Genomic DNA, 22,376 nt, shown 5'->3' on the forward strand with positions numbered 1-22,376 from the left:
CTTGGAAACCGCGCTTTACCTGCCCGTCAAACGCTTCCTCGAAGAGCTCGGCTTCACGGTCAAGGGCGAGATCGGCGGCTGCGATCTCGTTGGCCTCAGCGCCGGCGATCCGCCGGTCGTGGTGATCGGCGAGCTCAAGCTTGCCTTCAATCTCGAGCTGATCCTGCAGGCGGTCGATCGCGCGCCGGCCGGTGACGAGGTCTGGATCGCGGCGAAGATGTCCGCGCGCGGCAAGGGACGCGAGAGCGACGCGCGCTATCGCAATCTCTGCCGCCGCCTCGGCTTCGGCATGCTCGGCGTGACCGATCGCGGCCAGGTCGAAGTACTGGTGAAGCCGCCGACCGCGGCGCCGCGCCGCGAGCCGAAGGTCCGCTCGCGTCTCGTCGCCGAGCATCAGCGCCGCCAGGGCGACCCCGTGCTCGGCGGCAGCACCCGCGCACCGATCATGACGGCCTATCGCCAGCAGGCGCTGGCCTGCGCGTCGGCCCTTGCCGAAGGATCGAAGCCGGTGCGCGAGCTGCGCGAACGCTGCCCCGATGCCGGCAAGATCTTGCTTAACAATGTGTATGGCTGGTTCGAACGCACGGAGCGGGGAATCTACCGGCTCACCGAAGCTGGGCACGCCGCGCTGAAACGTTGGCCTCAGCAACGGGTGGAGGGCGGCGCAGGTGCTGCGTCACCGCTGTGACACCAGACCGGTGCATAGCTGAGATGCCGCACCGATTTCATATTGCAATGCAACATTGGCGGCACTAGGTATCCCGGCATCAAGATGAGGCCGTTATGAGCGCAGACTGGAATACCAAATATGGCACGCGGCGCGTCCGCCACGATCCCCCGACCCTGGACGAGGCGATCTTCGCCGCTGTCGGCATCACCGACGACCAGGCGCAGCAGGCCGAGATCGCCGCAGCCTTGATGGGAATGCCGCTCGACGTCGTCCAGGCCGAGGTGAAGAAGCAGGCCCGCACCAACAGCCGCATCACCGCCACGCGCGTGATCGCCGGCGAACAGGGCGCGCAGCGCTCCGTCGTGGTCGAACGCCGCGTCGTCCGCCGCTTCGGCGCCGGCACGCGCAGCTGAGCATTCCTTTCATCGCACCGAACACGAAAGCGGACCGGCCTGGCCGGTCCGCTTTGTGATTCCTGTCCGCAATTCCCGGTTATGCGGCGCGATTGCCGTACATGCTCGAGATCAGCTTCCAGCACGTGCTGTTGAAGCTGAGGAGCGCGCGCCCAGCCGTGAACGGCGAGGCCGCGAGATCGGCAAGCTCGGCCTCGGGCGTCTTGGCGAGGTCGATCGTGCCGGTCGATTCACCGTGGCGGAAAGCCAGATGGGCCCCGAACTTCCTGGCGAGCGCCCGCATCGCATGATTGTCCGCGCCCGTGGTGATGCGCAGCTGTTTGTAGTCCTTCCAGCGGGCCTCTGCGATCAGGCGGCGGAACAGCACGGTGCCGACGCCCTGGCGGCGCGCTGAGGCTTCCACGCTAAAGGCGACCTCCGGCAAGGAACCGTCCTCCGGCGGGTGCAGCTCGGCCGCGCCGCGCACCACGCCATCGACGATATAGGCAACGATCACGGTGCCGTCCTCGGCACAGCGGGCGGCATAGCGCTCGATGAAGCTGTCGTCGAGAAAGCCGTTGAAACGGTCATGCCGGCTGCCGGCATCAAGCCTCAGCAGGTGATCGCGCAGGAGCGGCAATTCTTCCTGCTGGATCAGGGTCCGTACATAGCCGGGAACGGTACGGACGGCGTCTTCAAGTACCACGTCAGAACTCCTCTTGGTGTTCCCTCGAGGAGGCGTTCGAATCCCTAGGCCTCCTATATTGTGCATCGCACCATGATTTTCAAGACGGAGACCTGCCCAAGTTTCGGGCACCGAAGCGACCAATTCGTTAATAAAATCAAAGTCCCGCAGTTTCACAGGACCAGCTGGGTCTGGGTCACAACCGCAACCAATTTGCCGTCCTCGGTTTCCAATCTGGTGGTCCAGACCTGGGTCCGCCGACCCCTGTGCACCGGGGTGGCGGTGGCGATGACCGTGGCCCCCTCCTTGGCCCCGCCGATGAAATTGGTCTTGCTCTCCAGCGTGGTGGTCCCCTTGGCATCCTCGGGCAAATTGATCACGGTCGCCGCCGCGCCGACGGAATCGGCCAGCGCCATCACGGCCCCGCCGTGGATGGTGTGGTGAAGCGTGCAGAGTTCGGGCCGGACCGTCATCCGCGCCACCACGCGGTCCTTCTCCGCCTCGACAAACTCGACGCCCTTGAGTTCGGCGAACGGCATCTTCATCGCTTTAAGCTTCTCGAGCGGCGTCATCAAAAGTCCTCCCAATTCATTGTTGTCTCAACGTGAATTGCCCCGCTCGGCAAAGCAATGACGTCCGAGGTAATCATCCCGGACATCTGAGAAGCGTCCTTCACGTCACCGCATTCACGACCTGGTACTCCGGCCGGAGCCAAATCTCGTTGGCAATCACCTCTTCGATGATCTCCGCCGCGCGCATGATCTCGTCCGCTCCAACATAAAGCGGCGTGAGGCCGAAGCGCATGATGTCGGGCGCGCGGAAATCACCGATGACGCCGCGCGCGATCAGGGCCTGCATCGCGGCGTAGCCGCCGGCGAAGGCGAAGGAGACTTGCGAGCCACGCCGCTCATGGTCGCGCGGCGTCACGAGCTTGAGTTGCGGACAGCGGCGCTCGACTTCACCGATCAGGAGATCGCCCAGCGCCAGCGAACGCGCACGAACCTCTGCGATATCGACCTTGTCCCAGATATCGAGCGAGGCCTCCAACGCCGCCATGGCGAGCACCGGCGGGGTGCCGACGCGCATGCGCTCGACGCCGCCCGCGGACGCATAGGCAAGCTCGAACGCAAACGGTTTTGCGTGGCCCATCCACCCCGACAGCGCGGCGCGCGCGCCGTCGGCATGGCGCGGTGCGACATAGAGGAAGGCCGGCGCGCCGGGGCCGGCGTTGAGATATTTGTAGGTGCACCCCGCGGCGAAATCGGCGCCGCTCCCGGCGAGATCGACCGGCAGCGCGCCGGCGGAATGGGCGAGATCCCAAACCGTGACGATGCCGAGCGCATGCGCTTTCGCGGTCAACTTCGCCATGTCGTGGCGGCGGCCGGTGCGGTAGTCGACCTCGGTGATGTAGAGCACCGCGACCTCCTCCGACAATGCGGTCTCGATCTCCTCCGGTGCTACCAGGCGCAATTGATGGCCGCGTCCGAGCGTTTCGATCAGGCCCTCGGCCATGTAGAGGTCAGTCGGGAAGTTGCCGGTATCCGACAGGATCACCTTGCGCGAGACGTTCATGTCGAGCGCGGCAGCGAGCGCCTGATAGACCTTGAGCGACAGCGTGTCTCCGACCATCACGGAGCCTGCATCCGCGCCGATCAACCGCGCGATGCGGTCGCCGACATGGCGCGGCTGCACATACCAGCCTGCACTATTCCAGGCGCGGATCAGCTCGTTGCCCCATTCCTCGGTGATCACGCGGTTGACACGCTCGGCAACGCCCAGCGGCAGCGCACCCAGCGAGTTGCCGTCGAGATAGATCACGCCGTCAGGCAAATGGAACAAGGTTCTGGTATCATCGTAGACGCGAAGCCGGGTCATGGACATCCCTACAGAATCGTACGCACGCGCCAGAGTTCGGGAAACAGTTCGACTTCGAGCATGCGCTTGAGATAACTGACGCCGCCAGTGCCGCCGGTACCACGCTTGAAGCCGATGACGCGCTCGACCGTGGTGACGTGGTTGAAGCGCCAGCGCCGGAAATAGTCCTCGAAATCGACCAGCTTCTCGGCGAGTTCGTAGAGCATCCAGTGGGTTTCTGGCGCCTCGTAGACGATCCGCCAGGCCTGCAGCACGCCTTCGTTGAAGCTGTGGGTTTCGCGAACGTCGCGCGCCAGCACCGCAGCAGGCATCTTGAGCCCGTTGCGGTCGGCAAGCCGCAGCACCTCGTCATAGAGGCTCGGCGTCGCGAGCTCGGCTTCGAGCAGCTTGATCGTCTCCGCATCGTGCGCGTGCGGCTTCAGCATGGCGTGGTTGCGGTTGCCGAGCAGAAATTCGATCAGCCGGTATTGCCGCGACTGGAAGCCCGAGGATTGTCCAAGCTGCGAGCGGAAGCGGGTATACTCGCTCGGCGTCATTGTACGCAGCACGTCCCAGGCCCCGTTCAGCTGCTCGAAGATGCGCGACATCCGCGCGAGCATCTTCATCGCGGGTTGAACCTCATCCCGTGAGATCGCACGGCGCGCAGCCGCGAGCTCGTGGATGGCGAGCCGCATCCACAGTTCCGTAGTCTGATGCTGGATGATGAACAGCATCTCGTCATGCGCCTCCGACAGCGGATGCTGCGCACCGAGGATCGCGTCCAGCGCGAGATAATCGCCGTAGGACATGCGCCGGGTGAAATCGGTCTCGGCGCCTTCGCTTGTGGGATCGTAATCGCTGGACGTCATGGCTGGCCCTCTCGATCGATCGTCCCTGGCCTCATCCGTCGAGGCCGATCAGGCGCGCGGTGATCTGTGACGACGGATCCTTGAGCCCATCGATCACCGTGAAATGGTTGAGGCCGGGCTCGACGACGAGGTGCGTCGGCACGTCGAAGCCGGTCCAGATATTGGCCATCAGATCGGACTGGCGGATGAATTCGGGCCGCTCGCTCCCGCCGACCCAGGCCGTCACGGGCGAATGCCCTCGTGGCAGATGCAGCGCCGCGCTTTCCAGCGTCGCCTCCTCCATCGTCATTCGCAGCGTCTCGTTCATCCCCGTCTTCAGGAGCGGACGCAAGTCGTGCAGGCCGCTGATCGAGAGCGTACCGGCGATGCGGTTGTAGACGGCGGACTCGAGCCGGTTGTCGTCGCACAGCATGCGCGTGACGAGATGGCCGCCGGCGGAATGGCCGGCGAGCCGGATCGGCCCCGAGACGAGCGATGCCGCTTTGGCGATCGCGGCAGTGATTTCCGCAGTGATATCGGAGATGCGGGCAGCCGGTGCCAGCGTGTAGCTCGGCAGCGCCACCGTCCAGCCATGATGCCGCGCACCTTCGGCGAGATCGGTCCAGGTCGATTTGTCGAAGCGCATCCAGTAGCCGCCATGGACGAAGACGACGAGACCCTTGCTGTCGCCGTCAGGCAGGATCAGATCGAGCTTCTGGCGCTCGCCGGCGCCGTAGGCGATGTCGGGGCGAAATTCCCTCATCCCGGCGCGGTAGGCCGCCGCCCGCTCCGCCCACAGCGCCGGCAGCTTGTCCGAGCCCGGGATGTGGGCCGAATTGGCGTAAGCGTCATCCCAATCGCGCATCGTTGCTCCCGAGGACTCGTCCGACGAACGAACGCCAGTCTGCCACCGGTCAGGGCGGCATCCTAGTCTTTCTTTTAAGCTTAAAGGATTTGAGGGAGCCGGTGGATTGGGCACCGACCGCTACGAGCCGAGGTGTCGTAGGGTGGGCAAAGCGGAGCGTGCCCACCATCCTGGTTCATCTGAGAGAAAGGTGGTGGGCACGGCGCAAGTGCGCCTTTGCCGATTCTACAGGACTATCATCCGTCATTGCGAGCGCAGCGAAGCAATCCAGTCTGTCTCCGCGGCAACAGCCCGGATTGCTTCGTCGCAAGGGCTCCTCGCAATGACGGCGAAGAGGCCTACGCCTTCTCCACGCCGCACCATTCCGCGATGAACAGCGCCATCGCCTTGGTCGCCTTCTTCAATGACTCCAGGTCGACGAACTCGTTGAAGCCGTGCATCTCGCCTCCGCTGGCACCAAAACACAGACTCGGGATGCCGTGGTTGAGGCCGTAGAAGCGCGTGTCGGTCAGTGCCGTGAAGACGAGGTCCTCTGGCGTGCCGCCATAGACCCTGTTGAAGGCCTTCCCGAACGCAGCCTCGGGCTCCGCGGCATTGGTCAGCTCATAGCCTTCCGACAGGAACCCGGACCATTCGACCTGCGGCGGGTTGTTGGCGAGGAAGCGGTGGTTGCGCGAAGCGGCGGCGACGCAAGCCATGATCTCCTTCTGGTGATCGGCGATCGACCAGCCCGGCAACACCGCAATCCGGCAGTCGACATCGCACCAGGCCGGCACGCTCGAGGCCCAGTCACCGCCCTTGATGATGCCGGCGTTGAAGTTGACGGGATGGTCGAGCGTCTTGAAGTGACGGTCGGCCTTGGCCCGCTCGTTCCATTCGATCTCGAGCTTTTGCAGCGCCTGGATCAGGTGATACGCCGCCATGATCGCGTTCGCGCCGGAGCCTGCGAAGGCAACGTGGGTCGGATGCCCCTTCACGCGGAGGCGGAACCAGATCACGCCGACCTGGGAGCGCACCATCTTGCCGCCGGTCGGCTCCGGAATGAAGCAGGCGTCCGCGCGATAGCCGCGTTGCAGCGTCGAGAGTGCGCCGACACCGGTGCTCTCCTCCTCGATCACCGATTGGAAATGGATCCGCGCCGTCGGCCTGAAGCCCGCGGCCTTGATCGCGTCCAGCGCATAGAGCGCACCGATCGTCCCGGACTTCATGTCGCAGGCACCGCGGCCGAACATCTTGCCGTCCTTGATGACCGGCGCGAATGGCGGCGTTTCCCACAATTCTAGCGGACCGGCCGGCACCACATCGCAGTGCCCTTGCAGGATCAGCGACTTGCCGCCATTGGTTCTCGGACGGTAAGTTCCCACCACGGATCGCGCCTTCGAGAAGTCGTGCTCGATCGGACCGAAGCCGCGCAGATCCTTCAAATCCTCGACGTCGATATGCCAGTCGTCGACCTCGTAGCCGCGTTCGCGCAGGAGATCGCCGATCATGTCCTGGCATGGTCCCTCCGCCCCGCGGGTCGAAGGGATCGCGACGAAATCGCTTGTGGTTGCAAGCTGAGCCTCGAAGCCGCTGTCGACGGCGTCAAGAATCCTCTGCTGCGTTTCGGCATTCATTCGGGCGACTCCAGACATTCCAATGGTCCCAGGGAACGCGCAAACTAGCCGATTTCAGCCGTTCGGGTACTCCAGAAAATATGCATCCCGCAATGCATCTTCGAGCAGCCGGCCTTCGGAATAGCCGTTCAGAGTCGCAGGCCGACTCACACCATCGAGCAGGCGCGGGCACGGTTCGGGGGCGCCGAGCACGGTGCGGACCGGGATGCGCTCCGCATAGATCGGCAGCACATAGTCCTCGTCGTCGTCGGCGACGCCCTTGGCGCGGATCTTGGCCGAGGCTTCCTCGATTTCCATTGCGATGAAGGACGTCGCCTTGATTTCCTGCGTGGTGCTCTGTCGCAGGCCGGCGGTGCGATCCGGGAAGAAGCGATTGACCATCGCGATCACCGCCCGCTCCTTCTCATCAGGGTTGGTGACGAGATAGGCCGTGCCGAACGCCATCACGGCGCGGTAGTCGGCGGAATGGTTGAAGCCGCAGCGTGCCAGCACGAGGCTGTCGAGATGGGCGACCGTCAGGCAGACGCGCTCGCCCTTGCTCTGGTTGCGTAGCATGCGGCTGGCGCTCGATCCGTGCCAATACAGCCTGGTGCCCTCGCGCCAGAAGAAGGTCGGCGTGCAATAGGGCTGGCCGTCGATTGCGTAGGAGACGTGGCACAGCATCGAGGAATCCAGGATGCGGTGAACCGTGTCGTGATCATAGAAGCCGCGGTCGTGCCGGCGCTTCACCTGGTTGCGTGCCGATGTCGGATAGGAATTCGAGGTCTCGGTCTGGCTCACGGCCGCTCCTGCTCGGATGGAAGAAATCCGGAGCAGTTGTAGCGGCGCATTTGGTCTGCGATAGTTCCAATTCCATGCAAAAAATTCCGACCAATTCCTCCCGAACCAAGCCCGAGCTTCCGCTCGATCTCACCGGCCCTCACGTCACGGCCGGCGCTTCCGCCGCGCACCGGCTCTATCAGGCGCTCTGCGAGATGATCGTCTCCGGCCTGGTCAGGCCGGGCGAGCCGCTGCCGCCGTCGCGGACGCTGGCGAGGCAGACCGGCTTCCGCCGCAACGCCGTCGTCACCGCCTATGAGCGCCTGATCGCCGACGGCTTTGCCGACGCAACGGTCGGCTCCGGAACGTTCGTCGCGGCGCGTATCCCCCAGCGCGCGGCCGAGCCGAACAAGCCGAAGGTCGTTCTCGAAGCTCCAAAGCAAGGCGCGTTTGCGCTTGGCTGCACCCATATCGACGAACGCGCCGTGCAGCGCTTTCGCGCTTTCGTCGGCCGCCGCATGCGCGCATTCGGAACCGAGCACCTGCATTACGGCGACCCTCGCGGCAGCCGCGAGCTGCGCGTGGCGATCGCCGACCATCTGTTGTCGGCGCGGGGGCTGCGTTGCGATCCCGACCAGATCATGCTGACCTCGGGCACGCTGCACGCGCTGCGCATCGTGCTGAGCGCGATCCTGAAATCCAGCGACCAGGTCTGGTGCGAGGACCCGGGCTATCCCGCCGCGCGAAAAACCATCGCCCATTGCGGTTATCGCGCCGTGCCCGTCCCGGTGGACGAGCACGGGATGCGCGTCGCCAAAGGCCGCATCGCGGCGCCGTCCGCGCGCGCGGCCTACGTTACGCCGTCGCACCAGTTTCCGCTTGGCGTGCAGATGTCGATGCCGCGACGACTCGAGCTTCTGGACTGGGCCAAACAGGCCGGCGCATTCGTGCTCGAGGACGATTACGACAGCGAGTTCCGCTATGACGGCGCGCCGCTGATGTCACTCGCCGGCATCGATCGCCTCCAGCGCGTGATCTATCTCGGCACCTTTGCCAAGACGCTGTTTCCGGGCTTGCGCATCGGCTATTGCGCGCTGCCCGAACGCCTGATCGCGGACGTGACGACGGCGCGGGCGGCGCTCGACCGCTTTCCCGGCACGCTGATGGAGGGCGCGGTGGCGGACATGCTCAATTCCGGCGCCTTCGCGGCGAATCTGAAGCGCGTGCGGAAACTCTATCGCGAGGCGCGCGACGTGCTCGCCGAGAGGCTGGAAATCGCATCCGGTGGCGCGCTTTCGGTGCCGGTGCCCTCACAAGGCCTGCATCTTGTCGCCCGATTCGATCCTGCCGTCGATCCGGCGGTGGCGGCGCATGCCAAGCAAGCGGCCGACGCCGAAGGCTGGCTATTGGCCGACACCTATTCGCGCGGGCGTCCCCTGCCCGGCTTCGTGCTGGGATTTTCCGGACATCCCGTGCCGCAGCTCGTGGCCTCCGCCGAACGTCTCGCGAGGGAATCGCGCGCAGCCTTGGCCGCAAAAGGAAAACCGGCCCGCCGGGCCTGACGAAGCTTCACTATCAGAATCGCCCGCCGCTCCCTAGATTGCGGCATCGATTCCGGGACCTCACATCATGCTGCTGCGCCACACGACCTGCCTCTCGCTGCTGATCTCCATCGCACTTGTCTCGACGGCACGCGCTGCCACAGTCGGACGCGAGCAGGACATCGGCGATCTGAAGCTCGGCCAGCGCGTGCTCGTGGATGACGGAACCTGCCCCGCCGGTCAGCTCAGGGAAGTGCGCGGCGCGAAGATGACCGACAAAGGAGTCTCGCGCACGAGCTCCTGCGTGCCGCGGCACGGACCGAAAACGAAGTAAGGATCCGGGAAGCTACTTCGCCGGATCGAACATGCACTGGAGGGTCGGTTTGGCGATCTTCGTGAAGGTCGGGCCGATCTCGCTGTGCTTGGAGGCCGGTAGCCAATCGGTCTCGATGGTGGGCACGCCGGTCTCGCTGATGCCGCGCAGCAGCGCTTCGCGCAGATCGCGATCCTCGACGGCCGCGGCGGCGTGATCGTGCAGGCAGCCGCAGACCGCTTCCGGATGCTCCCATCGCCCGAGCATGCGCGGCGCACACTGGCGCACGAACTCGCCACGCGGATCGGGTAGCCTGGACGGTGAGCGGACCTGCGCCTGAACGGAGCTGATGGTCAGAAGGGACACGAACGCTGCGGCGCAGAGACGAAGCAACATGATAGGCTTTGCCGGCTGTTTTGTTGTGGGCGGTCAGAAGCGCGCGGCAACCATGATCGGCTGAGCGGCCGGAACCGCAACGGGCGAGCCGCTGTACTGGAAAGTTCCGACTCCAGGGAGATTGCCGTCGGGCACACCCGCCAACGAGGAGCCGGCGAGCACGAAACCGAAAGCCAGGATGAAGCTGAGCGCGCGCATGATCTGTGTCCCAATTCGGTGGCCGGCGGTGCGCCGTCGTCGTTATGAGCCTGATAACCATGGGCGGTTTCGCGCGTGATGCGCGAAACGCTGAAAATGGTTTCGTCTTCGTGAGAATTGTTTCGTTCTGGCCGCGGCGACGAAACAATTCTCGGAAAATGCCAATTATTTCAGACAGGTCTCGCGGCAGGCCATAGTCGCCTGCCAAGTTCCGGCGCCGGCCCGGACATGCACCCGCCCAAGCGTCGTCACGCGGCCGCCGCGCGCGCTTCACATGCATTTTACGTTTTTCTGCTGAAAGGGCGGCAAAAGAAGGCTGGATCCTGTCGAACCGGAATTGGTTCAACAACGACCCAAGCCATCGAAACCGAGACGCCCGGATCATCGGGCGCATTCACGTGAGGGATGGCCATGATGGCGGGAAATCGCGCAACGCCGCGCGATGAAAATCCACCGACGGAGCGCGCAGATCAACCGATCATTCGCGGCAGCACCGGCGCAATGGCGCTGCAATCGAGCCGCGGCTTCGAGGCCGCGCCGCAGACATTCGTGCGGCTGACCGGGTCGCGCCTTGCGAGGCCGCGCGATCGCCACCGGGTGAACGCGAGCGCGTCGCAGGAGTGAACGCGGAGCGCCTCATTGCGTGAAGAACTCGCCGCACTTCTGGACGTTTGCGTCCGCCGGTCCCCACGGCATGATCGGCACGGTCGACGTCGAGTTCTTGGGCGAGCCTTCGATCAGCTTGTCTGAATAAACCATGTAGACCAGCACGTTGCGCTTGGCGTCGCAGCCGCGCACGATCTGCATCTTCTTGAAGAACAGGGACCGGCGCTGGCGGAACATGTCGTCGCCCTGCTCCATCTTGTGCTTGAACTTAACCGGACCGACCTGGCGGCAGGCCAGCGAGATATCCGAGACCTCCTCGGCAAGGCCGAGCCAGCCTTTGAAGCCGCCCTTCTCCGGCACCGTGAAATGACAGGCGACGCCTTCGACTTCGGGATCGTCGAGACCATAGGTCGCGAGCTTGTCGTTCGGGCTCATCCATTTGAACACGGTAGAGCGGCGGAAGATCAGATCAGGTTCGTCGGCCGCAGATGCCGACGCCATTGGCGCAGTCAGAGCCAGGAGGAATAAAGCGAGGCCCTTCAGACGGATGCTCGAAAGACCGGGGAAACGAGATGACATGAAGTTCTCCGCTAACAAGTCCCCGCAATGTAGGAACGCAAGCGGCGCTCAGGAAGGCGGCGGAGGGAGCGGACGCGGCCGCCGTTTACCGCTCCGTGAGGCTTTTTTGCTACGCCTTGGACAAAAGTAGCTGATGACAGAACCGCGCTGCTGGTGAACGCGTATCCCCTTTGCGAGACTAACGTCTGATTTGGATTATGGATTCGAACATGAACAGCGTGAACGGGTGGGGTTCTTCTGCCAAGCCTGCACGGCTGTGGCAGGTCGCCATTTTGACGGCGGCGGGTGCGATCGGCGCGACCAGCGAGGCGAACGCAGCATTTTATTACTGGACGGACTATTCCGACCGGCCCTACTACGCCCGGCCGAACCGGCTTCCCGAAATACCGCGCCAGAAGCCGCAAAAGCGCGGCGCCGCAAGCAAGAAGGACGTCGTCGTCGAGAAGGAAGCCGGCACCAAGCCGCAAGGGCCGCTCGTCATTGTCGTCTCGATCGAGCGGCAGAAGGTGACGGTCTACGACAAAGCCGGTGTGTTCGCGGAATCACCGGTGTCGACGGGCATGAAGGGCCACTCGACGCCGATGGGCGTGTTCAGCATCATCCAGAAGCACAAATTCCACCGTTCCAACCTCTATAGCGGCGCGCCGATGCCGTACATGCAGCGGATCACCTGGTCCGGCGTCGCGATGCATGCTGGCGCGCTGCCGGGCTATCCGGCCTCGCATGGCTGCATCCGCATGCCCATGGCGTTCGCGATGAAGATGTGGAACTGGACCAGGATGGGCGCGCGCGTGATCGTGGCGCCGGGCCAGGTGTCGCCGCAAAGCTTCTCCCATCCCGCGCTTGCCTCGATGCGCGTGCCGCCGCAGCCCGTCGCCAGCCTCGCGCCGCAGACCAATGTCGCTGACAAGGCCGATAAAGGCACGACCGAAGCCAGCCCGGTCGAGACCAAGACGGCCAGCGCCGACAGCGTGGTCGAGCTGCGCACCTCGGTAGGCCACGCCGTGTTGTCGGACGTTACCACCGGCCAAGCGGCTGCGCGCGAGGAAGCCGCCGCGACGGCCGGCGAGGTCAAGACGGCCGAAGCGGCCAAGCCTGCGTCCGAAGACGCCGCCAAGCCGGCGAACGAGAACAAGCCCGCCGACAAAGTCGAGCCGGTCAAAACCGAAGCCGCGAAGGCACCCGATGCGCCGGCGCTCGCCACCGCACCCGATGCAAAGAAGGACGAGGGCCGCCTCACCGATCCTGCGCCGGCGGCAAAGCCGGACACACCCAAGCGGGCCGGCCAGATTGCCGTCTTCATCAGCCGCAAGGATTCCAAGCTCTATGTGCGGCAGAATTTTGCGCCGCTGTTCGAGGTGCCTGTCACGATCGCCGCGAGCGACCGGCCGCTCGGCACGCATGTCTTCACCGCCGAGCTCGACAAGGCCGATGCCAACACGCTGCGCTGGTCGGTGGTGTCGCTGCCCGTGTCCGCCCGTTCCGCGGCGCGCGAGGACGACAGCCGCGTGGCGCGCCGCCAGCGCGGTGCCGCCGTGATCCCCGTCGCCGCAAAACCGGTGGTGACGCCGGACAGCCCGGCCGAAGCCCTCAACCGCATCTCGGTCCCCACTGAGACCATGGCGAAGATCAACGAGATGCTGACGTCAGGCGGCTCGATCATCGTCTCCGACCAGGGCATCAACCAGGGCGAGACCGGCGAAGGCACCGACTTCATCGTCCGCCTGTACTAGCTCTCTCGCAGGACCGATAACGCGGTGTTGACGCGCGAGGCCGCAGTGGCGGAGTAATCTGCCCTCGGATCATCTCGGGGGACGCCGTCATGATGAATCGCAGAACCGTGCTGAGCGTCGCGCTTGTGGGCGCGTTCGCGCCTGTCACGCGCGCCCTCGCTGATGGCGCCATGAGCCGGATCTCGGCCTACGCCTTCTCCTTCCCCGCATTGTCAGGCGACGACATCCGCCTCGCCACGTTCACCGGCAAACCGCTGCTGGTGGTGAACACGGCCTCGCTCTGTGGCTACACGCCGCAATATGCCGGCCTGCAGGAGATCTGGAACGAATTTCGCGGGCGCGGGCTCACCGTGATCGGCGTGCCGTCCAACGATTTCGGTGGCCAGGAGCCCGGTGGCGGCAGCGAGATCACGCAGACCGCACACCACCAATATGGCGTTACCTTCCCGATCACAGCCAAGGCTGCGGTGGTCGGTGCGAGGGCGCATCCCTTCTACAAATGGGCCGCGGAAGCCCGACCGAAGGAAGTTCCGCGCTGGAACTTCCACAAATACCTGATCGGCCGCGACGGCTATATCGCCGAGGTATTTCCATCCGCCGTCGAGCCGGCCGACACGCGGATCAAGACCGCCATTGCAAGGGCCTTGTCCGACACTTGATCCAGGTGCACGCCATCCGGCTGGGCACAATTGCGGCGCGGCATCAAACAGCCGTTGCAATGGCGACGGCCCACCATCTAGGCTAGGATTGTTTTGGGCAGGACGGTTTTTGCCGCAGGCGAAAAGCCCCGGCGGAACAACGGGATCAATCTCGAGGGACATCACCATGCGCGTGGCGGCAGGACTGATTTTAGCAGGTGCGATGTCGGTGGCGCTGACCGGCGCCGCATGGTCGCAGACGCCGGCCGCGAAGCCCGCGGCCGCACCGCAAGCCGCGCCGGCGGCAACACCAGCGGCTGCAACGTCCCCTGCAGGTCCAGCGCCTGCAGCAGCGGCCGCGGCGCCGGCGGGCTTCGTCAATCCGCCCCCGCCGAAACAGCCGCCGCAGCCGGCCCGCGCGGCCTGCAACACACCGGGCGCGCTCGGCGTCGCCCGCACCGTCGAGATCGACACCACGGGCGGTCCCGGCTTCGGCTTCGAGCACTTCAAGGAGCTCGACTTCCTGCGTGACAAGGAGGTCGTGCTGACCTTCGACGACGGCCCCTGGCCGCGCAACACGCCCGCGGTGCTGAAGGCGCTCGCGGACGAATGCACCACCGGAATCTTCTTCATCATCGGCAAGCACGCGACGTACGAGCCGGAGGTCCTCAAGCAGGTCTACGCAGCCGGCCACACCGTTGGCGCCCACACCTGGTCGCACGCGAACCTCAACAACAAGAAGCTCAACGAAGCGCAACGCAAGGACGAGATCGAGAAAGGCTTTGCGGCGGTGAAGTGGGCGCTCGGCGGCATCTCGCCCGCGCCGTTCTTCCGCTTCCCGGCGCTGCAGCATCCGCCGGAGATGGTCACCTATCTCGGCAACCGCAATGTCGCGAGCTTCTCCTGCGACATCGACTCGTTCGACTTCAAGGCTTCCAAGCCCGAGAAGATCGTCGAGACCGTGATGAAGAAGCTAGACTCCAAGGGCAAGGGCATCATCCTGATGCACGACTTTCAGAAGCACACCGCGGAGGCCCTGCCCGAGCTGCTTAAGCGGCTGAAGGCCGGCGGCTACAAGGTGGTAGCGATGCGCGCCAAGTTCCCGGCCTCGACGCTGCCGGAGTACGACCAGGAGCTGCTCAAGGATCTCAAGCTGCCGACGGTGAGCCAGCGCCCGGTCAATTCGGTGGTGACCACCGTTTCCGAATAGCCGTCGCAATTGTCTTTCCGTATCGAAGGCTACGTCATCGTCTCCGCGGACGGCATGCTCGCCGATCCGTCGCACATCATGCCTGAGACGTTGAAATTCGAAGGCGACAAGCGGTTCTTCGAGCAGGCGCTCGATCGCGCCGCGCTGATCGTGCACGGCCGCAACTCGCACGAGCAGCAGCCGAATTCGGCCAGGCGCAAGCGGCTGATCCTAACCCGCAAAATCAGGGACCTCACCGTCGATCCGGAGATGCCGAACGCGACGCTGTGGAATCCTGAGCATGCGAGCTTCGAGGAAGCCTGCGCCTTCGCCGACGTCGCATCCGGCATGGTCGCCGTCATCGGCGGACCGGTCGTGTTCGACCTGTTCATGGACCGCTACGACACGTTCTGGCTGTCGGAGGCTCCGCATGTGCGGCTGCCCGGCGGTGAAGGCTGCTTCGTCGGCGTACCCCAGCGGACGCCTCACGAGGTGCTGGCTGCCCACGGGATGAGGCGGGGTGCGCCCTACCTCCTCGACGCGGCGCATGAAGTGACCGTGACCCCGTGGCGGCGGGGGTAGCCTTCCGGCAGTGCCGCGGCGCTCCGACTCAAACTGGAAAAACAACCCCATGCACAGTATCGGCAACATCATACCGTTCCGCATATTGCTGGTGTGCCGTGCTAAAATTGGTCCCGCCGCCGGCCAGCGCAAAGCCGGCTAGCATATTTGCCGAGACCCGAAAATCGGCCCCGACGGCGGTCGTGGCGCTATAGCCAACGTCCGAGGCGCGGCGTCAATACGAGCGGGCGGCTGCGACACACCGCATCAATAGACTGAGACAAAAGAGCAAAAACTAACCCACGGCCAGAATGAGCGACGACTGCACGACGACTAGTCCGACGGACGCTTCCGGATTGAATGACGATGTCGCCCCTATATCGTCCCTGCTGCCGGCATTCGGCTTCAGCGCCGATCAGATGGAGACGGAGGCGAACATCGCAGCGTGGCGGGAAGCCGTCGCCACGCTGTTCGAGGTGGACGAGCTCGCCGCCGGCGAACCGGGCCCGTTTCGCGCCGACCTCAGCTCCTACGCCATGGGACCGGTGCTGATCGGGCTGAGCCGTGCCAGCGGCCAGCGCTTCCGCCGGACGGCCGAAACGATCGCGCGCAGCGGCGTCGACCACATCATCCTGCAGCTCTATCTGAAGGGCGGCTATGACGGCGTTGCCGGCACACGGCCGATGCGCGTGCGCGCCGGCGACATCTGCCTGTTCGATCTCGCCCAGACGCTGGAGACCAAGGCCACGGCGTTCGAGAATGTCACGCTGGTCGTGCCGCGGCCGATGTTCGCCGCCCATCTCTTGCGGGTCGATGATTTGCATGGCCTGGTCCTGCCGGGCAGCAGCGTGATCGCACGATTGCTGGCCGGGCATCTCACCGCCCTGTTCGAATTTGCGCCGCGCATGAGCCTCGACGAATGCCAATCGGTAGTCGAGGGCACGGTGTCGCTGCTGGCCGCGTGCCTTCGCAATGAAATCGAACGTGGCGAGGCCGATGCCGACCATAGCGTCGCGGCAAGCCCGTCCTTGATGCGGATCCGCCAATACATCGAGGCTGGCCTTGCCAGCGAGGATCTGTCGGCCAATTCGATCGCCGCCCATTTCGGCCTGTCCCGGGCCTCGCTGTACCGGCTGTTCGCGCCGGTCGGCGGCATCGCCGACTACATCCGCAGCCGCCGGCTGCACCGCGCCTTCTTCGACCTCGCCAATTCGGGCGCGCGGGGCCCCCGGATCAGCGAGGTGGCACGGCGCTGGCAGCTCGGCACCGACGCGCACTTCACGCGCTCGTTCAAGGCCGCCTACGGCATCACGCCCCGCGCCGCACGGGAGGCCGCCCTGCTCGGCCGACAGCGCGGCAGCGATGGAGCGAGCAGCGCGACGATTTCCCGCTGGATGCGCGAGATCGCGCCGCCGAGAGCGGAGTGACCGCTAGACGTCGCCGTAGGCCGCCTCGGCCGGGCGCGTGGTGCGGCCATAGCCGATGATCATGCAGAGCGCGCCGATGATCGAGAGGTTCTTGAGCGCGTCGACCAGCATCTTGGCGTTGTCGGGCGCCGCCATGTTCCAGAAATCGTAGAACAGGACGGTCGCGACGGCGACGTAGACGATCAGCAGCATCGCGAAGAAACGCGCGCCGAAATTCAGCGCGATCATCAGCCCTGCAATGATCTCGAGCCCGCCGATCGCGATCGCCAAGAGCTGCGGCGTGGTCATGGCGGTCGCCGTCTCGACCTGCTGGGCATAAGGCGCGACGACATCGGGCACCACGAGCTTGGTTGCGATGACGTCGGCGGTGGCCTGCATGGCAAAGAGCTTGGTCGCGCCCGTGTAGATGAACAGCACGGCGAACAGGATTCGCCCGAAAGTCACGAACGCTGGCATGATCGGCCTCTTGGCAAGCTCAAAGCGCGGAACGCTTGAAGGGGATTATGGAGAGTCGTGCGCCGGTTTACAAACGGGGAAATGGCGAACTGATAGGAATTCAAAGTTGGCACTCCCTAGCGGAATCGAACCAGCTGGGATGAGCTGAGTACTACTCTCTCGGCGTCATGGCCGGGCTTGACCCGGCCATCGACGAGCTGTCCCACCGCACAAAGAACGTGGATGCCCGGGACAAGCCCGGGCATGACGACTTCGTGGGACGTTGAGGCCTTACGTAAACAACGTCGGCTGCTGCCGCGAGGCGCGCTCCTGCGCTTCCACCACGGCGACTGCGGTCATGTTGAGGATGCCGCGTGCCGTCACCGAGGGGGTGAGGATGTGCGCCGGGCGCGCCGGGCCGACCAGGATCGGGCCGACGGGCAGCGCGTCCGCCAGCGACTTGATCATCTGATAGGCGACGTTGGCGGTATCCAGGGTCGGCATGATCAGGATGTTGGCCTCGCCCTCCAGCTTGGAATGCGGCAGCACCATCCGTCGCGCAGCTGCGGAGAGTGCGGTGTCGCCCTGCATTTCGCCGTCGGCCTCGATCTCCGGATGCTTGTCCTTCAGAAGCTGGGTCGCCAGCCGCATCTTGCGTGAGGAATCGGTGTCGTAGCTGCCGAAATCCGAATGCGAGACGAAGGCGATCTTCGGCTTGATGTTGAAGCGCTGGACGTGGACCGCGGCGAGCGATGCGATCTCGGCAAGCTCCTCCGCGCTCGGATTGGGGCGAACTTGCGTGTCGGCGATGAAGAAGGCGCCCTTGCTGGTGATCAATAGCGCCAGCGCCGCATAGTCGCTGATTCCAGGCGAGAAGCCGATGATCTCGCGGACATGACGCAGATGACTCATGTAGCGGCCCTCGACGCCGCAGAGCATGGCGTCCGCTTCCCCGCGCGTGACCGCGAGCGCGGCGATCACCGTATTGTTGGTGCGCACCACGGTGCGGGCTGCATCCGGCGTCACGCCGCGGCGACCGGCGACCTCGACATAGGACTGCACGTAGGAGCGGTAGCGCGGATCGTCCTCGGGATTGACGAGGTCGAAATCCTTGCCGGCGCGGATCGAGAGGCCGAAGCGCTTGATGCGCGCCTCCACGACCGACGGACGGCCGACCAGGATCGGCCGAGCCAGCTTTTCCTCCAGCACGACTTGCGTGGCGCGCAGCACGCGCTCGTCCTCGCCTTCGGCATAGATCACGCGCACCGGCTGGGTCTTGGCCTTGGCGAACATCGGCTTCATGACGAGGCCGGAGCGGAAGGCGAAGCGCTCGAGCAGCGCGGTGTATTCGTCGAAATTGGTGATGGGGCGCGTTGCGACGCCCGATTCCATCGCCGCCTTCGCCACGGCCGGCGCGATGCGCAAGATCAACCTGGGATCAAAGGGGCTCGGGATCAGCGAGCCCGGACCGAAGCCCTGCGTCTCGCCGGTGTCGAAACCCTGCGCGACGGCATCCGACGGCGCCTCGCGCGCGAGCTGCGCGATGGCCTCGACGGCGGCCTGCTTCATCTCCTCGTTGATCGCGGTGGCGCCGACGTCGAGCGCCCCACGGAAGATGAAGGGAAAACAGAGGACGTTGTTGACCTGGTTCGGGTAGTCGGAACGGCCGGTGCAGATCATGGCGTCGGGGCGCGCCTTGCGCGCCTCTTCCGGCATGATTTCCGGCACCGGATTGGCGAGCGCCATGATCAGGGGCTTGTCGCCCATCGCCTTGGCCATCTCCGGCTTGAGCACGCCGGGTGCCGAGAGTCCGATGAAGATGTCGGCGCCGCCGATCACGTCGGCGAGCGTGCGCTTGTCGGTCTTCTGCGCATAGACCGCCTTCCAGCGGTCCATCGAGGTGTTGCGGCCCTCGTGCACGAGGCCGTCGATGTCGCAGACCCAGATGTTCTTGCGCTGCGCGCCCATCGAGACCAGGAGATTGAGTGTCGCAATCGCCGCGGCCCCTGCCCCCGACGCGACGATCTTGACCTCGGACAGCTTCTTGCCGTTCAGCCTCAGACCATTGGTGATGGCGGCGGCGACGATGATCGCAGTGCCGTGCTGGTCGTCGTGGAAGACCGGAATCTTCATGCGCTCCTTCAAGCGCGCTTCGATCTCGAAGCATTCCGGTCCGCGGATGTCCTCCAGATTGATGCCGCCGAAGGTCGGCTCCAGCGCGGCCACGGTCTCGACCACGCGGTCGATGGTGTCGGCGGCGATCTCGATGTCGAACACGTCGATGCCGGCGAATTTCTTGAACAGGACCGCCTTGCCTTCCATCACCGGCTTGGAGGCCAGCGGACCGATATTGCCTAGGCCGAGCACCGCGGTGCCGTTGGAGACCACGGCAACCAGGTTGGCGCGCGTGGTCAGCGTAGCGGCCTCGGCCGGGTTCTTGGCGATCTCGGTACAGGCCGCGGCAACGCCCGGCGAATAGGCCAGCGCGAGATCGCGCTGGTTGGCAAGCGGCTTGCTTGCCTGGATCTCGAGCTTTCCGGGGCGCGGCAGACGATGGTAGGCGAGCGCCGCCTGGTGGAGATCATCAGAATAGGACGACATGCGGTGTCTCGCTTCGCGTTACCGGCCCCAAAATGCATGATCCGGAGCGACGGCCCGAGCGGACCGTATTTCCGGGTCATGGAAACCGGATGAAGCACGGCCGAAGCCCCGGTGGCAACATCGGATTGCGGCCCCGTCAACAGGGCGCGCCGTCAAATATCTGAAACCATAGCTTTCTCTGGACCGCGCCACGTTTCACGAATATGGCAGGTTGCGCGGTGCAAAACGAGCAACTGGAGCTGGGAATGAAGCGAATCCTGATCGGCCTGATCGTGGCTGCCGTGCTCGCTGCGGGGGGATGGTTCGGCTTCAATCTGTATGTCCAGCACCGGGCGACCAGCGAGGTCGAGGCGGTGTTCGCCCAGCTGCGCGCAGGCGGCGGCAAGGCGAGCCATGGCAAGATCGGGTTCGAGGTCGCGACTCGGACGCTGACGATCGAGGACATCGCAGTCGAGCCCCGCGACCAGCCGCAGGGGCACGTCAAGATCGGCGCCTTCAAGAGCACGGGCGTCCGCCAGATCGGCGATATGCGCTTTGCCGCCGACGGCATCGACATTTCGGGTGTCGAGATTGCGTTGGACGAAGTCGGCCCCGGCAAGCTCAAAGTGGCCTACAAGATCCCGCAGGTGACGCTGCGCGACTATGCGGGTCCCTTCCGCGTTCAAAACGCGCCGGCATCGAGCTCCCTCAGCGAAATGTACCGGTTCGGGCTCGACCAGTTCGCGAGCGTGACGGCAACGTCCGTGATGATGCCGTCCATCAACATCAGCTTCGACGCCGGCAGCAACATCGGGGGCGGTGAAGTGGTCTATTCCGGCCTCGCGCTACAAAACCTCGGCCGCGGCAAGGTCGATGCAATGAAGACGGACCGCGCCACCTTCGCGATCAACGTGACGCAGCCGGGAAAGACGGACAAGCTGACGGGCGAGATCTCCGGCATCATTGTCAATGATTTCGACTCAACCCCGTTCCTCGCCGCGCTCGATCCACAGACGAGCCGTGACGACAGCTACCGCCGGGTCTACCGGCAAATCTCGAGCGGCCCTTATGTGCTCAAGTCCACGCTAGGTCTGCGGATGGATGTCGACGGCTTCGCGATGGAAGACATCGACGTGCAGCCGTCGAAGCTCCATTTGTTCGAGATGTTTAACATGCCGCAGGATAAATGGGCCGCGCCAACTTCGGCGCAAACACGCGAGCGGATGGAGAAGGTCGCTGGCTTCTACGACGGCATTCGCATCGGCAAGGCCGAAATCGGCAAGACCTCGATTGGCACACCGCAGGGAACAGGAAAGATCAATGCGATCCGCTACCGGCAGGGCGAATTCGCGATCGAGGGTGTCGATGCTCCCTCGCCGCAGGGTCAGTTCAAGATGGAGCGCTTCGCGCTCAAATCCTTCAGCATGCCGAACTTCATGCGCTGGGCCTCTGGTCTCAGCAATCCCGGACAGCCGCCCTCACCCGATCAGATGCTGGGCCTGTTCCGTGTGCTCGAAGGCGCCGAGATCAAGGGCGTGGTGGCGCCCCACAACACCGCGCGGCAGCCCATCACCGTCGACACGATCAGCCTGAACTGGGGCCAGCTGGTGGGATCGATCCCGAGCAAGGCAAATCTGGTCGTGAAGATGGTCACGCCGACCGATCCCGCCAATCCGGCGCTGCAGCCGCTGATCGTGGCAGGCGTGGACAAGCTCGCGATCGACCTCGATCTCGGTGCGGCCTGGACGGAATCGTCGGGCGCATTCGCGCTCGCCCCCGCCACGCTCGATCTCGGCAACCTCGCCAGGGCGCAGCTGAGCGTGGCCCTCGCCAAGGTGCCGCGCGACCTCTTCACCACGATGGACCCGTCCGAGGCCATGGGTCAGTTGGCGCAGGTCGAGACCGGCGCAATCGAGCTCTCCTTGCGCGACCGCGGCGTGGTCGATCTGGTCGTAGCCCAGTTCGCGCGCATGCAGAATGTCAGCCGCGATGCGGCGCGGAGCGCCATCGTCGCGATGATCCGGGCCCAGGGCGAGAAGGTCGCGGCCTCCAATCTCGATGCCAAGGTCGCGGTCGATGCACTCGCCGGCTTCGTCGAGACCTCGGGGCAAACGCTGAGCATCAGGCTGACACCGCTCGGCAATCTGCCGGTACTTCAGCTGATGGATGTCCTCGACCAGGAACCGATCATCGCGCTGGCGCAGTTCAGGATCGAGGCCTCGACGGGGCTGTAGTTCGATCTCCCGGATGCAGCTCGGGAGGGCTTCAACTCGTGTCGTCAGTGAAGTCCCGTCGGTCCGGGGCGACCGGGCATGCAGTCTTTCATCGTTCCTCCCTTCAGGAGGCGGCAATCCCAGTAAAATTCGACCATCATGCCGGCGATAAGCAGCGCAATCACTGCCAAGACTAGGGTGGCGACGCGACTGTTGCTCATTGAGCTCTCCGTCCGCGAGGCGACCTTAGATCGATGTCACGATTAACGTCAACTTGA

24 protein-coding genes are annotated in these 22,376 nt (G+C 64.7%); 11 read left to right on the forward strand and 13 right to left on the reverse strand.

The genetic code is table 11. The features are described from left to right. The first annotated feature begins 1 nt into the window (after window position 1). Window positions 2-688: a DUF2161 domain-containing phosphodiesterase gene (locus tag ABIA45_RS10790; RefSeq protein ID WP_271546905.1), complete on the forward strand. Its 687-nt coding sequence runs from the start codon at window positions 2-4 to the stop codon at window positions 686-688. Window positions 689-783: 95 nt separating this feature from the next. Then, window positions 784-1,083 carry a hypothetical protein gene (locus ABIA45_RS10795; RefSeq protein WP_128261949.1) on the forward strand — a complete coding sequence of 100 codons (300 nt, stop codon included), beginning with the start codon at window positions 784-786 and terminating at the stop codon, window positions 1,081-1,083. Window positions 1,084-1,162: 79 nt separating this feature from the next. Here ABIA45_RS10795 and ABIA45_RS10800 read toward each other — a convergent pair whose 3' ends face one another. The 7 genes from ABIA45_RS10800 to ABIA45_RS10830 form a co-directional block, all read right to left on the reverse strand. Further along, window positions 1,163-1,768, reverse strand: coding sequence for a GNAT family N-acetyltransferase (locus ABIA45_RS10800; RefSeq protein ID WP_271546908.1), 606 nt, complete (start codon window positions 1,766-1,768; stop codon window positions 1,163-1,165). Window positions 1,769-1,920: 152 nt separating this feature from the next. After that, window positions 1,921-2,319, reverse strand: a complete 399-nt coding sequence (locus ABIA45_RS10805) for a PaaI family thioesterase (protein ID WP_036000401.1) — start codon at window positions 2,317-2,319, stop codon at window positions 1,921-1,923. Window positions 2,320-2,419: 100 nt separating this feature from the next. Next, entirely contained in the window at window positions 2,420-3,622 is a 1,203-nt protein-coding gene (kynU, locus tag ABIA45_RS10810) for a kynureninase (RefSeq protein WP_404651997.1), read from the reverse strand. Between the two features lie 8 nt (window positions 3,623-3,630). Further along, window positions 3,631-4,470 (reverse strand): tryptophan 2,3-dioxygenase, encoded by an 840-nt coding sequence (gene kynA, locus ABIA45_RS10815; RefSeq protein WP_036033884.1) that lies wholly within the window; start codon window positions 4,468-4,470, stop codon window positions 3,631-3,633. A 31-nt stretch (window positions 4,471-4,501) separates the two neighbouring features. Next, window positions 4,502-5,314 (reverse strand): alpha/beta hydrolase, encoded by an 813-nt coding sequence (locus ABIA45_RS10820; protein ID WP_404651999.1) that lies wholly within the window; start codon window positions 5,312-5,314, stop codon window positions 4,502-4,504. Window positions 5,315-5,652: 338 nt separating this feature from the next. Further along, a complete protein-coding gene (locus ABIA45_RS10825; RefSeq protein WP_157284633.1) occupies window positions 5,653-6,930 on the reverse strand; it encodes an ArgE/DapE family deacylase in 1,278 nt (425 codons plus the stop codon). A gap of 54 nt (window positions 6,931-6,984) precedes the next feature. Next, complete coding sequence (locus tag ABIA45_RS10830; protein ID WP_404652001.1) at window positions 6,985-7,710, reverse strand: pyridoxamine 5'-phosphate oxidase family protein; 726 nt, start codon at window positions 7,708-7,710, stop codon at window positions 6,985-6,987. Window positions 7,711-7,784: 74 nt separating this feature from the next. On the opposite strand from ABIA45_RS10830, the gene ABIA45_RS10835 reads away from it, so the two are divergent. After that, window positions 7,785-9,251 (forward strand): PLP-dependent aminotransferase family protein, encoded by a 1,467-nt coding sequence (locus ABIA45_RS10835; protein ID WP_271546921.1) that lies wholly within the window; start codon window positions 7,785-7,787, stop codon window positions 9,249-9,251. A gap of 67 nt (window positions 9,252-9,318) precedes the next feature. Beyond that, on the forward strand, window positions 9,319-9,564 hold the full coding sequence (locus ABIA45_RS10840; protein ID WP_157284631.1) for a DUF6719 family protein: 246 nt from the start codon (window positions 9,319-9,321) through the stop codon (window positions 9,562-9,564). Between the two features lie 12 nt (window positions 9,565-9,576). Here ABIA45_RS10840 and ABIA45_RS10845 read toward each other — a convergent pair whose 3' ends face one another. Both ABIA45_RS10845 and ABIA45_RS10850 read right to left on the reverse strand, forming a co-directional pair. Next, entirely contained in the window at window positions 9,577-9,939 is a 363-nt protein-coding gene (locus tag ABIA45_RS10845) for a hypothetical protein (RefSeq protein ID WP_271546924.1), read from the reverse strand. 33 nt (window positions 9,940-9,972) lie between these two features. Then, window positions 9,973-10,137, reverse strand: a complete 165-nt coding sequence (locus ABIA45_RS10850) for a hypothetical protein (protein WP_271546926.1) — start codon at window positions 10,135-10,137, stop codon at window positions 9,973-9,975. Between the two features lie 411 nt (window positions 10,138-10,548). On the opposite strand from ABIA45_RS10850, the gene ABIA45_RS10855 reads away from it, so the two are divergent. After that, a complete protein-coding gene (locus tag ABIA45_RS10855) occupies window positions 10,549-10,761 on the forward strand; it encodes a hypothetical protein (RefSeq protein ID WP_404652004.1) in 213 nt (70 codons plus the stop codon). Between the two features lie 12 nt (window positions 10,762-10,773). Here ABIA45_RS10855 and ABIA45_RS10860 read toward each other — a convergent pair whose 3' ends face one another. Then, a complete protein-coding gene (locus ABIA45_RS10860; RefSeq protein ID WP_036000425.1) occupies window positions 10,774-11,322 on the reverse strand; it encodes a CreA family protein in 549 nt (182 codons plus the stop codon). 209 nt (window positions 11,323-11,531) lie between these two features. On the opposite strand from ABIA45_RS10860, the gene ABIA45_RS10865 reads away from it, so the two are divergent. The 5 genes from ABIA45_RS10865 (at window position 11,532) to ABIA45_RS10885 (ending at window position 16,870) form a co-directional block, all read left to right on the forward strand. After that, the gene (locus ABIA45_RS10865) at window positions 11,532-13,055 is read left to right on the forward strand and encodes a L,D-transpeptidase family protein (protein WP_271546931.1); all 1,524 of its coding nucleotides are present in this window, start codon (window positions 11,532-11,534) and stop codon (window positions 13,053-13,055) included. Window positions 13,056-13,144: 89 nt separating this feature from the next. Continuing rightward, window positions 13,145-13,714: a glutathione peroxidase gene (locus ABIA45_RS10870; RefSeq protein WP_157284626.1), complete on the forward strand. Its 570-nt coding sequence runs from the start codon at window positions 13,145-13,147 to the stop codon at window positions 13,712-13,714. 166 nt (window positions 13,715-13,880) lie between these two features. Then, complete coding sequence (locus ABIA45_RS10875; protein WP_404652005.1) at window positions 13,881-14,903, forward strand: polysaccharide deacetylase family protein; 1,023 nt, start codon at window positions 13,881-13,883, stop codon at window positions 14,901-14,903. A 9-nt stretch (window positions 14,904-14,912) separates the two neighbouring features. Next, entirely contained in the window at window positions 14,913-15,464 is a 552-nt protein-coding gene (locus tag ABIA45_RS10880) for a dihydrofolate reductase (RefSeq protein WP_404652007.1), read from the forward strand. Window positions 15,465-15,754: 290 nt separating this feature from the next. Then, window positions 15,755-16,870 carry a helix-turn-helix domain-containing protein gene (locus ABIA45_RS10885; protein ID WP_275499351.1) on the forward strand — a complete coding sequence of 372 codons (1,116 nt, stop codon included), beginning with the start codon at window positions 15,755-15,757 and terminating at the stop codon, window positions 16,868-16,870. A 3-nt stretch (window positions 16,871-16,873) separates the two neighbouring features. Here ABIA45_RS10885 and ABIA45_RS10890 read toward each other — a convergent pair whose 3' ends face one another. Together ABIA45_RS10890 and ABIA45_RS10895 are read right to left on the reverse strand one after the other, a co-directional pair. Next, a complete protein-coding gene (locus ABIA45_RS10890) occupies window positions 16,874-17,326 on the reverse strand; it encodes a DoxX family membrane protein (protein WP_275516762.1) in 453 nt (150 codons plus the stop codon). 270 nt (window positions 17,327-17,596) lie between these two features. Next, the gene (locus ABIA45_RS10895; RefSeq protein ID WP_157284623.1) at window positions 17,597-19,906 is read right to left on the reverse strand and encodes an NADP-dependent malic enzyme; all 2,310 of its coding nucleotides are present in this window, start codon (window positions 19,904-19,906) and stop codon (window positions 17,597-17,599) included. A 245-nt stretch (window positions 19,907-20,151) separates the two neighbouring features. On the opposite strand from ABIA45_RS10895, the gene ABIA45_RS10900 reads away from it, so the two are divergent. After that, on the forward strand, window positions 20,152-22,119 hold the full coding sequence (locus tag ABIA45_RS10900; protein WP_404652008.1) for a hypothetical protein: 1,968 nt from the start codon (window positions 20,152-20,154) through the stop codon (window positions 22,117-22,119). A 44-nt stretch (window positions 22,120-22,163) separates the two neighbouring features. Here ABIA45_RS10900 and ABIA45_RS10905 read toward each other — a convergent pair whose 3' ends face one another. Further along, on the reverse strand, window positions 22,164-22,319 hold the full coding sequence (locus tag ABIA45_RS10905) for a hypothetical protein (RefSeq protein ID WP_275499355.1): 156 nt from the start codon (window positions 22,317-22,319) through the stop codon (window positions 22,164-22,166). Window positions 22,320-22,376 lie beyond the last annotated feature (57 nt).

The organism is Bradyrhizobium sp. USDA 336, assembly GCF_044908355.1.
Taxonomy (GTDB): domain Bacteria; phylum Pseudomonadota; class Alphaproteobacteria; order Rhizobiales; family Xanthobacteraceae; genus Bradyrhizobium; species Bradyrhizobium yuanmingense.